Raw genomic sequence first — 13107 nt, 5'->3', positions numbered from 1 at the left:
GAAAGCCTCCATAAATTTTTGATAATCCGATTTTGAGGTAGGACCGTCATATGATTAATACTTGTCATGCCCTACAGTAGTACTCTTTGGCTTAATACTTATCTGGATATTTTATAAAGAAAGCGCCGTATCGCTGGAGGTGGCAATCGTACAGCTGTGCGAGCTACTAAGTTGAATAAGTAACTTCTAAAACTTAAAAATCCGATTTTACGTTGATACTTTAATAGCTTGATTTCCCCTTTTAGAAAATTCAAGCCGCGTCGGCTAATAAAGTCTTCACCGGTACGCATATACAGTAAAACTTCTGGAATATTGGAGAATTTTAGGCCTTTTACCATCATAAGGCTCCAAAGCGCGTAGTCTTCGGGAAAGATCAGCGGATATCCCCCCACTGAGAGTACTTGACTTTTTCGGAATATTGTAGATGGATGGTTTAAAGGGTTGCGTCGATTTGCAAAAAGTAGAAGTTCAAGGTGGTCGATGGGTAGCTTTTTCAGGAAAAGAGTTTTTTCCATTTTCTGATCGCGTTCTTCAATCCAAGAGCTGGATACGTCGATATCTGGATGACTTTCCATGAAAGAAACCTGTCGATCGAATCGCTCGGGTAGTGCAATATCGTCTGTATCCATACGAGCTACCAATTCGAATTGGCAGTGGGCTAACCCTTCATTGAGGGCGTTTGCCAGGCCCTGGTTTTTTGTAAGTTTAACACTATTAATTGGCAATATGTTTTTATAGTGCTCAATGACTTCGTATAATGCCTCAGTAAGAGGGCCATCTTCAACTAAAACTAAGTCAGGAGTTTTTAGTTTCTGCATCTGTAAGCTCTCAAGGCATGCCCGCAAATATACAGGGTTTTCCTTGATATAAATTGACATTAATACCGAAAAGCTCATTATTTATCTCTCTTTAGCTTGTGATGGTTAAAGAACTTTTTCGGAATGTAAAAAGTTTTTTTGTAAAGATTATGCACGCTGAGTAGATAGCAAAATTGAAGTATGCGCCGATCCATCCATGGAATAACCATATAAATACGAAAGAATATAATAACAAAAAGTGAGGAATGCCAACGTATTTTCTTACTAGCCAGGCAGGGAAGAAAATGATGAGAAATATATAGGCGGAAAAAAATATAGAGCGTTCACCAAGTATTGCCAACCATCCAGCTAGTCCTGGGTTAGTACTATATGCAGAATTTTCGACGTTAAAAAAATGGCTAACCATGTATCTATTTAATTGAATTATATCGGTACCATTAAATTTTAATACTATCCATTGTAGTAAACCATCAGCCCAGTAAGGGATAAATTCATTGTTGTTGTAGGCTTCAGCTGTGATATCTGAGTTTTCCACGAGTATCGCTACGTGTCCAAACATCTGAAATCTTCTAAAGATATATTCTAAGGTTGAATATAGGGATTCTAGATATCCTCTTTCCAATACATTGGATATGGCTTGTCCTAGTTCGGCTCCGGAGCGTATTAGCCACTTTGCTTCGATGATGAATGGTGACGTGAGTAAGATTATTATGGATGAGCCAACCAAGAAAAAAATTGATGATAGTTTGACTCTTACTGGGTAGTATCTGCAGAGAAGTAGTATCGGTACTATTACAAATGCGCCTGCCCAGCCTCTGATAACGGTCGAGATTAAATAGAGTCCAGTGTTTACCCAGAATAGGCGTGGTGATCTGAGTGAAATTACAATCACTAGAAATAAAGTATCTGGATCAAATAGAGTAAATAAAAATTGAAATGGACTTTTTATTTCATCTTGTACGCCGGCAGTGTTTACGCCAAAGTATAGGCTGTTAATGAGGTAGAGAGTTTGATATGCAAATATTCCTCCGCCCCAGATATTGGATAGCCCAAAATTTCTTGTGCTCGTCAGTTTAGTGTTGGCCCAATACAAGCCTAATAAGAAAAAAAATGATAAGCCAAGCAGCAAGAGTGCTATTAGCGAAGTATCCTGATCGAATCTCTGGTTTAGACTATCAATTCCAATTTCATCTCCTGAAAAGACTGTGAAGAAAAAATATAAATTCGAAATAAAATATAGCAAAGCTAAGCAAATAACCGGGTTCCAGGTTAATGCCTGCGAGTTATTGGTGGCTTTCATTTCCTGAGCTCAAGTGAACTTCTTACGTAACTGGGGATTTTTAACGCCGCTTTGAGGGAAAATGCTCTAATTGCTAATGAGAGAAAGGTTATAGAGCTTGGTCGCAAAAATCTGACATCGACTAAAAAGTTAAAAAACGAATTCAAAAATATATCTTGCTTGACAGTGTCTTGATTTTTTGATTTTAAGAAATAGCTTAGATGCTCTGCGTACAATTCGCGAATGGGCGAGCCTTTGAAATACAGTGACCCTTTCTTGGAGGCAGTAGTGGCCGCGGCATTAACTCTATACCCACCTAGTATTTCTTCAACGCGTCCTGCATTACCTGATGCCAGAATAAGGCAGACAAGGAAATAATCCAGTGACTCTCCTTTAAGCTCACTAAAGTTTGGCATTGCGCTTTTTTTGTACGCTGTTGAACTGTGGGCTCCCAACATGCCGTAGCGAAGCAAGTCTTTTTGAGTGATAGCATTGATATCTACTATCTGGGATAGATTTTCATGCAAGATACGACGGATCTCGCCAGCGTCGTTAAATACTTGGACCTTGTGCCATGCCAGTACACAGTCGCTATTTTCTAAAAATTCGACTTGTCGCTTTAGCTTATTTGGAAATGCAATATCGTCCCCATCCATATGAAAAACAAATTCCCCGCGTGCCTGACTATGGACGGAAACATAGTTGGCTGTAGGTCCGATATTTTTTTCATGTCGGATAGAAATTATTCGCTGAGGATAATTTTTGAAAAACTCACTTACGATATCAGCTGTTCCATCTGTCGATGCGTCGTCACCAATAATGATCTCGTATTCAAAGTCTACCTCTTGTTCTAGTAAACTAGTCAGGCAATCTCGTAGATAATTTTTCTGATTATAAGTAACTACACATACAGACGCTTTTATTGCCGTCATGAGAAATCCTATCCTTTGAGCTTTTGAAGTACTTTCATCAGGGTTCGATGGTTAACCCCTGCGCCAAGAAGGCTGGCCAAGAACACAGTGCCGCCAAGAAGAGTTACATATAATAAAGACGAAAGCCTGGTTTCATGGTTTATTCCTAGTATGCTGAAGAGCACTGCGGCTAGAACGGCAGGCAGGCTGATCATAAGGATATCTTTTAACATCCATTTTTTATGCAGACCTGGCTCTAATTGACTATGAACAAATGCAACCCAAGTCAGCAAAAATAAACCATTGGTGATGCTCCACACATACCCAGCTCCGATACCACCATAGTGAGTTGCTACCAGGATTATTGTAGGTATTAGTACTATTACCATAACGATATTGCCAATCAGGTGATAGCGTAAGTTGCCTTTTGCATACTGTAGGTAATATGGAAATGCACTAACAGCAAGCAATCCATTACCGATGGCATATAACTGGAGTATCTGCGCGGCTTTGCTCGCGAGATCGGCGTCTCCTGTCCAGGTAAATATTAGCTGTTCTGCCCCGAATGCAATAGTAATCGCAGCGGCACCAGCAATGATGCTTACCAGTCGGGTGGCTCGACGATAGACGTCAATGAACTCCTTCTCGTGGCCTTCCGCATGCAATCTTGCCATTCTTGGCATAATGGCATTGCTGATTGGACCGCTCACAACTGTGATTCCGCTAGCAACTAGTACTGCAAGGGTGAAATAGCCGTATTCTGCCAATGGTAGAATACCGGATAAAATCAATTTATCTGTCTGTGTAGCTATCACCCAGACAGAGGAGGTAAATGCGATAGTCATCGCAAACTTCAAGAGGGGTTGTATTGGTTTAAAGGACCAACCTATTTTTTCTGTTGTGTTGCGCATGGATGGTATTAGTCGCTGGCTTTTTAGATACAGCCCTAATAGCTCCAGCGCTGCTACGGCTAACTGATGGATAAAAAATACAAACGGTGTGAATCCATAAAGATACATGCTGAAAAAGACTGCTACAAAACGTAAAGTAGCGATCAGAGCGTTGAACCCACTGAGCCAGACTAAGCGCTCGGCTCCACTAATAACTCCTCGGTACAAGCCTCCAAGCCAGCGTAATGCCACACTGATCGCCATGATCTGTACGGCCAAAGTGACCTCGTTCGTTGGTAGGCTTGTGACATTCAACCATCGAGCAGCGACTATCTCGGACAGAAGCCATAGCGTGGTGCCACCGATCACTGCAATCGTTGTGAAAATGACAGTGAGGCTACGAAGCAATTGCCGGAAAGCCAAAGCAGACATGGCCCCACCGTGATAGCGAGCTGTCTCGCGACCAATGGTTGGGGTCAGCCCTAGGTCCAATAGAGTGAACCAAGCCTGCAGCATTGTAAAAAAACCAACTAGACCATACGCTTCTGCCCCCATGTACTTAATATAGAGGGGAAGAATAAGTATGCCTGTGGCAGTCACGTAGAGCTGGCTAGCATAGTTTGCCAGAATGTTGTGTTTCAGAGACAATTTATTAACTCGTTATTTTGGTGCAGGTATATATATTTTAACCTCACCCGAAATTACATTATTTTTCCCGCACCCCTGGTGCGTTTGCCCGGCGATTGAGTTGTTCAATATCCCTTAATTCAATTGCGTGTAGTGTTACTACTTTTTCGCAGATATTCATAATTCTCTCTTTATTGCGTTGATCATGCGTAGAAGGTCACTTTCCCCGTACCGCTGGTCACGGGATGGGGGGAGCAATCGTTCTGTAGCAGGCGCTCTCTACTATCAGGAGCAGTGCGCGTTATGACATTGGGCCAGTATCGTGCGACGAAAATTCGTTGCTTGGCTAGGTCACTATGTGGAACTGGAGCAGCTGGAAGCATCGGATAGCATAGAGGACCGTCGATTGACTCTATGTCAAAGGTCAGTGTGTTGAGGTCGGCTAATTCGTTGTGAGGAAACCGGAAGTTTTTGTTTCGCTTTTCTTTAGCTATAGCGTAGTCGATTCTGGAAAACAGGCGCCCAGTGAGTATGGACATTCCTTTGGGTTCTACGTCTTCCATAGTTGCCTCTGCCCTCTGGTATTCATTATAACCAGGCTCAGGCGTTCCAGCTAACTTCTTGAGTAAGTGTGCTGAGCGCTGAAGCGAGTCTTCGTCGACTATTGACGGTTGAGTCAGTGGTAGGCGGGTAAACATCAATCCGCCATCAGGAGTGCCGAAAAATTTGCGTGGTGAATATATGGTAGCTAAGCAGTCAAGTGGTGGCGCAAAGAAAGCCAGGGCGTGATCAAACACAACTTGAGCAGGATTGAAGCGCTGCAATATCCTCTGCTGTTGGTATGAGCATGCTCCAAAATAGTTCACGTAGAGAAGCCATTCATCTGCACCAAGTTGAAGATTGGTATCGATGGAGAAATCATCTTCTAGTGCATAAAATGAAAAGTCGATACCAGCTACCTTGAGTGGCGATAGCATGACGTCACAAATATATCGAGGCACCCAGACGCGGCTGGGGTGACCGACTTGAAGTAAGGCGCAAAACGCAGCTCGTGCTGATTGAAACTTGAGCGTGCCCGGATAGGCACCTGGGCCATTGGGAGGGAGCTCAAGTTCAAAGTATCCACCAGTGGGTTTATCTAGCATGCGTTTCCCTGGCTTATTAGTTCTCTGCATTGTTCAAAGCTGTTGAACATCATCATATCAATAATGGATAGCCCGGGGGAAAAAGGTCTGTCAAACTGGGCGTAGGGTATAAAAGATGTATTTGTGAAGCTAAGTTTAATGCCTTTCTTGAGAAAGTCGGTCTCATCATAAAGCGATTTTCCACCTGGAAGGTTTATATATTCCTTAGTTCCTTCCTTTAGGCAGATATCCAGTACTCGTTCTGTTCCGTTTAAGTCGGAGTTTTCGTATATAGAAGATGATTCAATAAAATTTGTTAATATTCCCAGGCGCTCTACGCTCTTTTGGACGCTTTTCTGGGCAAGACTGGAGACACTTTCACTGTCACCATCGAGAACATCTCGAAGTAAGTCGAAAGTCTCTATGAAGTTAGGTGCTTTTGCGTATGACTGACGAATACTTTCCAATAATTTTCTTGTCCAGGCTTGTCGCGGCTGGATGCGGACTTCGAAAATTTTAGAATTAGAGCTGGCGCCGGAAAGCGGTGCAGTGAAATATCTAACGTCTCCGGAAAGATATAGTCTATTTCTATTGATCCAGCCATTCTTTATAAAGTTAACATCATCGTAAAACACAAATTTATCAACAGAGGCAATCAAGTCGAAGTAGCCAATATATGGAAAGAAATATGGCTGCATGATTGCTAATTTCATTGAGCTTGCTCTTGTAGATCGCTGATGATTTTAGTGATATCCACAATCGACTGCTCTTCAAGGGCCGGGTAGATTGGTAGGCACAAGACGCGTTCAGAAATGCAGTTAGCCACTGGCAGGTTGCTTCGTTTGGACGAGGACATGCCACGATACATGGGGAATTCACTAATCAGTGGGTAGAAGTACCGGCGGGAATATATATTTTGATCTTTAAGTTTTTGGTAGAGTTCATCACGACTGAGGGGATAGTCTGGTTCAATTAGGATGGGGAAGTATGAATAATTAGATACTGTCTGTCCCGTGCCTTCAAGTAAACGAATACCTTTTATGTTCTTCAACAGTTCGCGATAGGTTGAGTCAATTTTTTGCCGAGCCTGCATGGCCTCGTCAACGTGCTTGAGTTGCAATAGTCCAAAAGCCGCATTTATTTCGGCCATTTTACCGTTGATGCCAGGAGCGACAACCGTGACTTCATCCACAAAACCAAAGTTCTTCAGTTGATCAATACGCTTCTTGGTTTTTGCGTCTGGGCAGATGATCGCACCACCTTCAAAAGTATTGAATACTTTGGTTGCATGAAAGCTTAAAACGCTTAGATCGCCGTGGCTCAAAATGCTGCCGCGAGAGTCTTCTACACCAAAGGCATGGGCTGCGTCGTAAATAACCCTTAGATTGTAATTGTCGGCTATTTTTTGAATGGCATCTACGTCACATATGTTGCCGTAGCAGTGTACGGGGAGAATGGCAGTTGTTTGTGGGGTGATAGCCGCTTCAATTTTGCCTGGATCGATATTGAGTGTTTGTGGGTCAATGTCCACGAACACTGGTTTTATACCATTCCAAAGCAAGGAATGTGCTGTAGCTACAAAGGAGTATGGGGTTGTGATGACTTCCCCCGAAACTCGCATTGCCTGAAGTGCGGTCAACAAGGCAATGGTGCCATTGTTAAATAGCGAGATATATTCAACACCCAGATGCTCACACAGCTCTGCTTCCAGTTGTTGGTGCATTTGGCCGCCATTGGTAAGGATCTTGTTATCCCAGATCTGTTGCAAATAAGGGACGAACTCCTCTAGTGCAGGCAGGTAGGGTTGTGTAACGAAGATGTTTTTTTCGCTCATGCCGGCTCCTTGGCCAGGAAATGGGGGGGCACTGGCCGCAATTTTTGTATCCTTGACGTTGCTCAAGCGGCCGTCGATGGTCGGCGCTGATTCGTCATTTGACCTGTCTCTAGGGGCGTGATAATAATCGCCCTTTGGAGCTGGTAGCTACTTCTTAGGCAGAGATAGCGTAGGCTGCGACATTAGCTGTAGATTGATCTGCATGCAATCCATTGATTTAAAATGAGTTCCTAAGTGCCTAGAGCGCTTTCGCGTGCTTGTGGTACTGGCTGTACGTCCTCGCGTAGGCCCATGCTACCGTCTTGTAATGGTGGTCTTATCGGAGATCAATCAGTTCACCGGCAGACATCCGGACCTACTTGCATAGCTTGTATTTTCCCAGTTTCCTCTTGGTTAGCCAGAGGTCCAAGAAGACATGTCTATATGATATCACTCGAGCCATTTCGTTCAGGAGCCATTATGCGACCGCGTCGGTGTACTCCATGCCGGTGGAGGTGGGTTCTAACCTGGAGAAAGGGCAGTTGCTTAGGCTAGTCCATTTAGGAATCTATCCGATCAGTTGGAAAGAGCTTCAGATTCGATGAGGAGAGCTTGCTCCTAAGCGTTTCGATGATTTTACGGATTTTTCACATATCTCATGGATGAAAATCGAGCAAGGCTAGTGCCGTTCAGGAAAAATTCTAAGCCAAGATCGCCAGGGGAAGATAGAATAGCCGCTGACGTGAAGATATCAGGAGCTGTTTTAGTGGGCGACGGGGTTATGGAAAAGTTTCGTGCAAAGCTGCTGGGCCTGCCTAGACGAAAAAAGCGACTGATTCAGGTATCTACTGATGTAGTGCTCCTTTGGACTGCGTTGTGGATGGCCTTTGTCGTCAGGTTGGGAATAGATGAAATGGTCAATCCACTGATCTACCATTTCTGGCTATTCTTGGCAGCGCCTGTTGTCGCTATTCCATTATTTATTCGATTTGGAATGTACCGCGCTGTTATGCGTTACTTTGGTAACGACGCATTAATCGCTATCATCAAGGCGGTCAGTCTTGCATCCTTAGTCCTTGGTGTCCTGGTCTACTGGTATAGCAACCATCAACATGTCGTTCCCCGCTCAATCATTTTCAACTACTGGTGGCTCAGTATGATCATGGTTGGAGGATTGCGTCTGGCCATGCGCCAATACTTCTTGGGTGACTGGTTTTCTGCCGTTCGCCATGTACCGTTCACTAACCGAGAAGATGGTCTGCCGCGCGTCGCTATCTATGGTGCTGGTTCTGCAGGGAATCAGTTGGTCGCCGCTTTACGAATGGGGCGCCTGATGCGCCCGGTAGCCTTCATTGATGATGACTTGAGCATTGCTGGCCGAGTTATTTCGGGGTTGCAGGTCTATAAGCCCAAGCATATCCAGCGCATGATCAAGGCAACAGGCGCGCAAGAAATATTACTGGCAATTCCTTCGTCTAATCGTGCTCGTCGCCGTGAAATCTTGAGTTTTCTTGAAGGATTTCCATTGCATGTGCGAAGCGTTCCCAGCTTTATGGATCTGGCAAGTGGCCGAGTTAAAGTCGATGATATTCAAGAAGTTGATATTGCTGACCTATTAGGACGTGATGCGGTTCCTGCCCAAGAAGAATTGCTGGAGCGCTGTATCAAAGCTCAGAATGTCCTCGTTACTGGTGCTGGAGGTTCTATCGGCTCCGAATTGTGTCGGCAAATCCTGCTGTTACAACCTACGGTACTGATTCTTTTCGATCATAGTGAGTTTAATCTCTATAGCATTCTGTCCGAGTTGGAGCAGCGTATTACTCGGAAGTCCCTGTCGGTGAAGTTGTTACCAATACTAGGCTCTGTTCGTAATTCGGAAAAGCTGCTGGAAGTCATGAGCGCTTGGAGTGTCAGCACTGTTTATCATGCTGCCGCTTATAAACATGTCCCGATGGTGGAGCATAATATTGCCGAGGGCGTGTTGAATAATGTCGCTGGGACATTGAACACTGCTCAAGCTGCGCTTCAAGCCGGTGTTGCAAACTTTGTTTTGATCTCCACAGATAAGGCAGTGCGACCGACCAATGTCATGGGTAGTACCAAGCGTTTGGCCGAGCTGACCTTGCAAGCACTTAGCCATGAATTGGCTCCGGTGTTGTTTAGAGATAACTCCAATGTGGCAAGGGTCAACAAGACTCGCTTCACCATGGTCCGCTTCGGCAATGTGCTGGGTTCTTCGGGTTCAGTTATCCCGTTGTTCCATAAACAGATCAAGTCTGGTGGCCCGTTGACGGTCACTCACCCGAAGATCACTCGTTACTTCATGACCATTCCTGAAGCCGCTCAGTTGGTCATCCAGGCCGGCTCGATGGGGCAGGGTGGTGATGTTTTTGTGCTGGACATGGGCGAGCCGGTGAAAATCGTCGAACTGGCAGAGAAGATGATCCATCTTTCCGGGTTGAGCGTTCGCTCAGAAAAGAACCCTCATGGCGATATTGCCATTGAGTTCACTGGCTTGCGACCTGGTGAAAAGCTTTACGAAGAATTGCTGATTGGTGACAACGTAGTCGCTACCCAACACCCGATGATCATGAGTGCCAATGAGGACTACTTGTCTTGGGATACCCTCAAGGCCAAGCTCGACGAACTCCTCGCAGCGCTTGACTGTCACGACTATTCGAGAGTTCGTCAATTGCTTCGCGAGACTGTCAGTGGCTACACCCCGGATGGTGAAATCGTTGATTGGGTGTACCAGCAGCGTCGCCTCAAGCCGTGATGCTACATAAATCGTAACTCTCCTGCTTTTGACTTGCGCTCGGCATCTCCTAGGTTTGGAAGGCAGCTTCGGAAAGCTGCTTTCCTTATCGATGTCATGGAGCGTCCTTATGCGTAACCTCTATTTCTCCTCCCTGATCTTTGCAGTTCTTTCCACTCTGCCTTTGGTCTCTCAAGCAGCGCCGGTCACGCCGATGCCGCTCGTCTCCGAAGAGGTGCAGGGGCAGTCTGCGGTTCGGGCGGGCAAGATCAATCTCAACACTGCTGATGCGGTTGTATTACAGCGTGAGCTATTGGGCATTGGTGAAGCCAAGGCCAGGGCGATAGTCGCTTATCGTGAAGAGAATGGAGCTTTTGCTTCGGTGGATGAACTTCTGGAAGTAAAAGGTATTGGCAAGGCCATCCTGGAGCGCAATCGAGACAAGCTTGATATCAACTGACTCATTGCATCTATAAACAATGAAGGCCGGTCAATGACCGGCCTTTCTATTACGGGAAAACGCTGCACAAAGTTCCGATTTCTTGCAGCTGACTTTGCTCCGGGTGGCGCGGGGAGGGACAGCCTGTTCTTATCCGCCTTCCTGCTCTTTCAAACCTTCTCGTACGATCTCTAGTATCTGGGCCGCGAGTTGTGGATTCTCCACGCTGCGTGAAAGCATCAGGGCACCCACCAGAGCCGACATGATCATCAAGCTGCGCTGCGTTTTGTTTTCACCTTTCAGGGCGGCCTCAATCTGGATACGCCTGGCGTTGAGCACTGTATCGCTCGTGGTGCTGGGCTGGCCACGCTGGCCGAGCTCCAGGCTCATGGTGGGTAACGGGCAGCCTTCATGGGGAGAGCTGCGATGCCACTCGGAAAGGTAGTTGTCGATGAATGCCTGCAGTGGGCGTTCTTGTTCGAACAGCGCGGCGCAATGAGCATCGAGGTCAGCGGCGGCGGCACAAAGCGCTTCCTCCACCAGCTCGTCCTTGGACTTGAAATGTGAGTAGAAGCCGCCATGAGTCAGTCCAAGGGCTTTCATCAATGGCTGTAAACCCGTTGCACCAATGCCATCACGGCGGAACCTTTCCGAAGCTTCTTTGATAATGCGTTTATGGGTTTGGGACTTATGATCTGCTGAATAACGCATATGACAAACCTCCACAACTAGGTCGCCATTTTAACCAAGGTTTGGCAGATCACACTCTACTTATAAGTCGTCTTTAGCTCGCGGTTACAGTTTTTTCACAACTTTCAGAGAACTCCGGGTTGCCAACAGTTGGCACGATAAGTGATTGCTGGTTATTCAACTATTGTTGAACAATCACGAGAGTTTCCCATGAGCAATGGTTTGTCCCTGGCGGATTACATCACGCTGGAGTTGCGTGCAGATATCATTGGTGGGCGCTTTCCACCCGGCATGCCGCTGCTCGAGAGTGAACTGGTCAGGACTTACAATGCTTCGCGTAACACCGTTCGTGAGGCGTTGCATCGTCTAGGACAGGACGGCCTGGCGCTCTACATTCGTCATAAGGGCATGACCGTGCGGCGCTTGAACAGCGACGACGTGCGCGACCTGTTTCGAGTTCGCCGGACTCTTGAGCTGCAGGCGATTGCCAACGCCAGGCCGCTGCGCGAATACCAGTCCGATTATATGCTTGAGGCCCTCGAAGCCGCCGAGTTGGCCCGGGAGCGAGAAGATTGGCGCTCCGTCGGCACCCATGGCCTGCGTTTCCATCAGCATATAGTGGGATTGCTGGATTCGCGCCTGCTGGATGAGTTCTTCACCAAAGTCGTCGCGCAATTGCGGCTGCTGTTCTTCAGTGCACCGGATGAAGCGCTGTTCCAGGCACCCTGGCTGGCGCGTGACCAGCAAATTCATGAATGGCTGGCAGAGGGCGACAAACACTCTGCCGGCGAGGCCATGGAGTCGTATCTACACGACTCCGAGCGTTTGCTATTGAGCATGTTCAGCTAATCCATCCATCAGCAGGCAAGGAGCATACCGATGTACAAGGACTACCCGGCGGCTTATCAGGTCAGTAAAGGTTCGGCGCTACAGGTGGATACGGCTTTTTACGAGCGTATCCGCGATAACCAGGCACAACGCACGTTGATCGAGCAGTTCGAAGTACCCATCCGCACCGGTCGGGCCTGGAAGGTCCCGGCTGGTCACGTGTTCCGGGTAACGACCCCCGTGGGACCGCAGGTGGGGGACTTCAATGTCTGGAATGCCGATGACCCGCGGGAGCGCTTGTGGGCTGCGCGGACTCGACAATTACAGGGGGCACATGTCAGTACTCATGATCGGCTCTGGTCCAACCTGCCGTTCCTGCGCCCCCTGGTCACCATTACCGATGACAGCCTGGCACATTATGGCGTTGATGAGCATGGTGGGCGCCTGCACGATTTGCTGGGGACCCGCTGCGACCCTTATGTGAATCGAATGCTCACCGGCGAGGATTTTCACCACCACTGCCACTCGAATCTGACTCGGGCTGTCTTGCCCTACGGCCTTACCGAGTTCGATGTGCATGACGTATTGAATATCTTCCAGTGCACAGGCCTGAATCACGACGATCTGTATTTCATGAAGGCCTGCCCGGCGCAGAAGGGGGACTATCTGGAGTTCTTCGCCGAAATAGACTTGCTCTGTGCATTGTCGACGTGTCCGGGGGGCGACCTGTCATTACCCATGTGGGGGCCCGAGGCCCAGGACCCACTGAGTGTCTGCCGTCCGTTGGGCGTGGAGATCTACCGCCTGGCTCCGTCATTGCTCGATGGCTGGAGCCCGCCTGAGCGAGCAGCCTACAAAGGTTTGCACGGCTTGCAGATGGCCCAGGCCGATTGGGAGCGATAAACCGCGAGCGGCCCCTTCACCTTGGGTGCA

The 13107-nt window shown here is 47.1% G+C and carries 12 protein-coding genes; 4 read left to right on the top strand and 8 right to left on the bottom strand.

Annotation, left to right across the window (positions count from 1 at the left end):
- Positions 1-98: 98 nt before the first annotated feature.
- From I9018_RS22610 to I9018_RS22580, 7 genes are all read right to left on the bottom strand, one after another.
- A complete protein-coding gene (locus I9018_RS22610) occupies positions 99-896 on the bottom strand; it encodes a glycosyltransferase (protein WP_241107561.1) in 798 nt (265 codons plus the stop codon).
- A 13-nt stretch (positions 897-909) separates the two neighbouring features.
- Positions 910-2118: an oligosaccharide repeat unit polymerase gene (wzy, locus tag I9018_RS22605; protein WP_241107560.1), complete on the bottom strand. Its 1209-nt coding sequence runs from the start codon at positions 2116-2118 to the stop codon at positions 910-912.
- Positions 2115-3029 (bottom strand): glycosyltransferase, encoded by a 915-nt coding sequence (locus I9018_RS22600; protein WP_241107559.1) that lies wholly within the window; start codon positions 3027-3029, stop codon positions 2115-2117. The genes wzy and I9018_RS22600 overlap by 4 nt, the downstream gene beginning before the upstream one ends.
- An 8-nt stretch (positions 3030-3037) precedes the next feature.
- The gene (locus I9018_RS22595) at positions 3038-4546 is read right to left on the bottom strand and encodes an oligosaccharide flippase family protein (protein ID WP_241107558.1); all 1509 of its coding nucleotides are present in this window, start codon (positions 4544-4546) and stop codon (positions 3038-3040) included.
- Positions 4547-4728: 182 nt separating this feature from the next.
- The gene (locus tag I9018_RS22590; RefSeq protein WP_241107557.1) at positions 4729-5670 is read right to left on the bottom strand and encodes a hypothetical protein; all 942 of its coding nucleotides are present in this window, start codon (positions 5668-5670) and stop codon (positions 4729-4731) included.
- Positions 5664-6362, bottom strand: coding sequence for a WbqC family protein (locus tag I9018_RS22585; RefSeq protein WP_241107556.1), 699 nt, complete (start codon positions 6360-6362; stop codon positions 5664-5666). The genes I9018_RS22590 and I9018_RS22585 overlap by 7 nt, the downstream gene beginning before the upstream one ends.
- Positions 6359-7483 (bottom strand): DegT/DnrJ/EryC1/StrS family aminotransferase, encoded by a 1125-nt coding sequence (locus I9018_RS22580; RefSeq protein ID WP_241107555.1) that lies wholly within the window; start codon positions 7481-7483, stop codon positions 6359-6361. Before I9018_RS22580 ends, I9018_RS22585 begins: the two co-directional genes overlap by 4 nt.
- A 760-nt stretch (positions 7484-8243) precedes the next feature.
- Here I9018_RS22580 and I9018_RS22575 point away from each other — a divergent pair.
- Both I9018_RS22575 and I9018_RS22570 read left to right on the top strand, forming a co-directional pair.
- Complete coding sequence (locus I9018_RS22575; RefSeq protein ID WP_241110189.1) at positions 8244-10238, top strand: nucleoside-diphosphate sugar epimerase/dehydratase; 1995 nt, start codon at positions 8244-8246, stop codon at positions 10236-10238.
- A gap of 109 nt (positions 10239-10347) precedes the next feature.
- Positions 10348-10677 (top strand): ComEA family DNA-binding protein, encoded by a 330-nt coding sequence (locus tag I9018_RS22570; RefSeq protein WP_241107554.1) that lies wholly within the window; start codon positions 10348-10350, stop codon positions 10675-10677.
- A gap of 129 nt (positions 10678-10806) precedes the next feature.
- Here the strand turns inward: I9018_RS22570 and I9018_RS22565 are convergent, their stop codons facing one another.
- Positions 10807-11367: a TetR/AcrR family transcriptional regulator gene (locus I9018_RS22565; protein ID WP_241107553.1), complete on the bottom strand. Its 561-nt coding sequence runs from the start codon at positions 11365-11367 to the stop codon at positions 10807-10809.
- A gap of 189 nt (positions 11368-11556) precedes the next feature.
- On the opposite strand from I9018_RS22565, the gene I9018_RS22560 reads away from it, so the two are divergent.
- Positions 11557-12195, top strand: a complete 639-nt coding sequence (locus I9018_RS22560; protein WP_241107552.1) for a GntR family transcriptional regulator — start codon at positions 11557-11559, stop codon at positions 12193-12195.
- A 30-nt stretch (positions 12196-12225) separates the two neighbouring features.
- Complete coding sequence (locus I9018_RS22555; RefSeq protein WP_068581784.1) at positions 12226-13077, top strand: DUF1989 domain-containing protein; 852 nt, start codon at positions 12226-12228, stop codon at positions 13075-13077.
- Positions 13078-13107 lie beyond the last annotated feature (30 nt).

It is taken from the genome of Pseudomonas sp. MPFS (genome assembly GCF_022537035.1).
Taxonomy (GTDB): Bacteria; Pseudomonadota; Gammaproteobacteria; order Pseudomonadales; family Pseudomonadaceae; genus Aquipseudomonas; species Aquipseudomonas sessilinigenes.
This window is presented reverse-complemented; position numbering and strand designations above follow the sequence as displayed.

Excerpts from the sequence above, each read along its gene's own strand:
- I9018_RS22610 (WP_241107561.1), bottom strand. The coding sequence starts at position 896 with ATGAGCTTTTCGGTATTAATGTCAATTTATATCAAGGAAAACCCTGTA.
- I9018_RS22570 (WP_241107554.1), top strand. The coding sequence starts at position 10,348 with ATGCGTAACCTCTATTTCTCCTCCCTGATCTTTGCAGTTCTTTCCACT.
- I9018_RS22565 (WP_241107553.1), bottom strand. The coding sequence starts at position 11,367 with ATGCGTTATTCAGCAGATCATAAGTCCCAAACCCATAAACGCATTATC.
- I9018_RS22590 (WP_241107557.1), bottom strand. The coding sequence starts at position 5,670 with ATGCTAGATAAACCCACTGGTGGATACTTTGAACTTGAGCTCCCTCCC.
- I9018_RS22585 (WP_241107556.1), bottom strand. The coding sequence starts at position 6,362 with ATGAAATTAGCAATCATGCAGCCATATTTCTTTCCATATATTGGCTAC.
- wzy (WP_241107560.1), bottom strand. The coding sequence starts at position 2,118 with ATGAAAGCCACCAATAACTCGCAGGCATTAACCTGGAACCCGGTTATT.
- I9018_RS22600 (WP_241107559.1), bottom strand. The coding sequence starts at position 3,029 with ATGACGGCAATAAAAGCGTCTGTATGTGTAGTTACTTATAATCAGAAA.
- I9018_RS22555 (WP_068581784.1), top strand. The coding sequence starts at position 12,226 with ATGTACAAGGACTACCCGGCGGCTTATCAGGTCAGTAAAGGTTCGGCG.
- I9018_RS22560 (WP_241107552.1), top strand. The coding sequence starts at position 11,557 with ATGAGCAATGGTTTGTCCCTGGCGGATTACATCACGCTGGAGTTGCGT.
- I9018_RS22580 (WP_241107555.1), bottom strand. The coding sequence starts at position 7,483 with ATGAGCGAAAAAAACATCTTCGTTACACAACCCTACCTGCCTGCACTA.
- I9018_RS22575 (WP_241110189.1), top strand. The coding sequence starts at position 8,244 with ATGGAAAAGTTTCGTGCAAAGCTGCTGGGCCTGCCTAGACGAAAAAAG.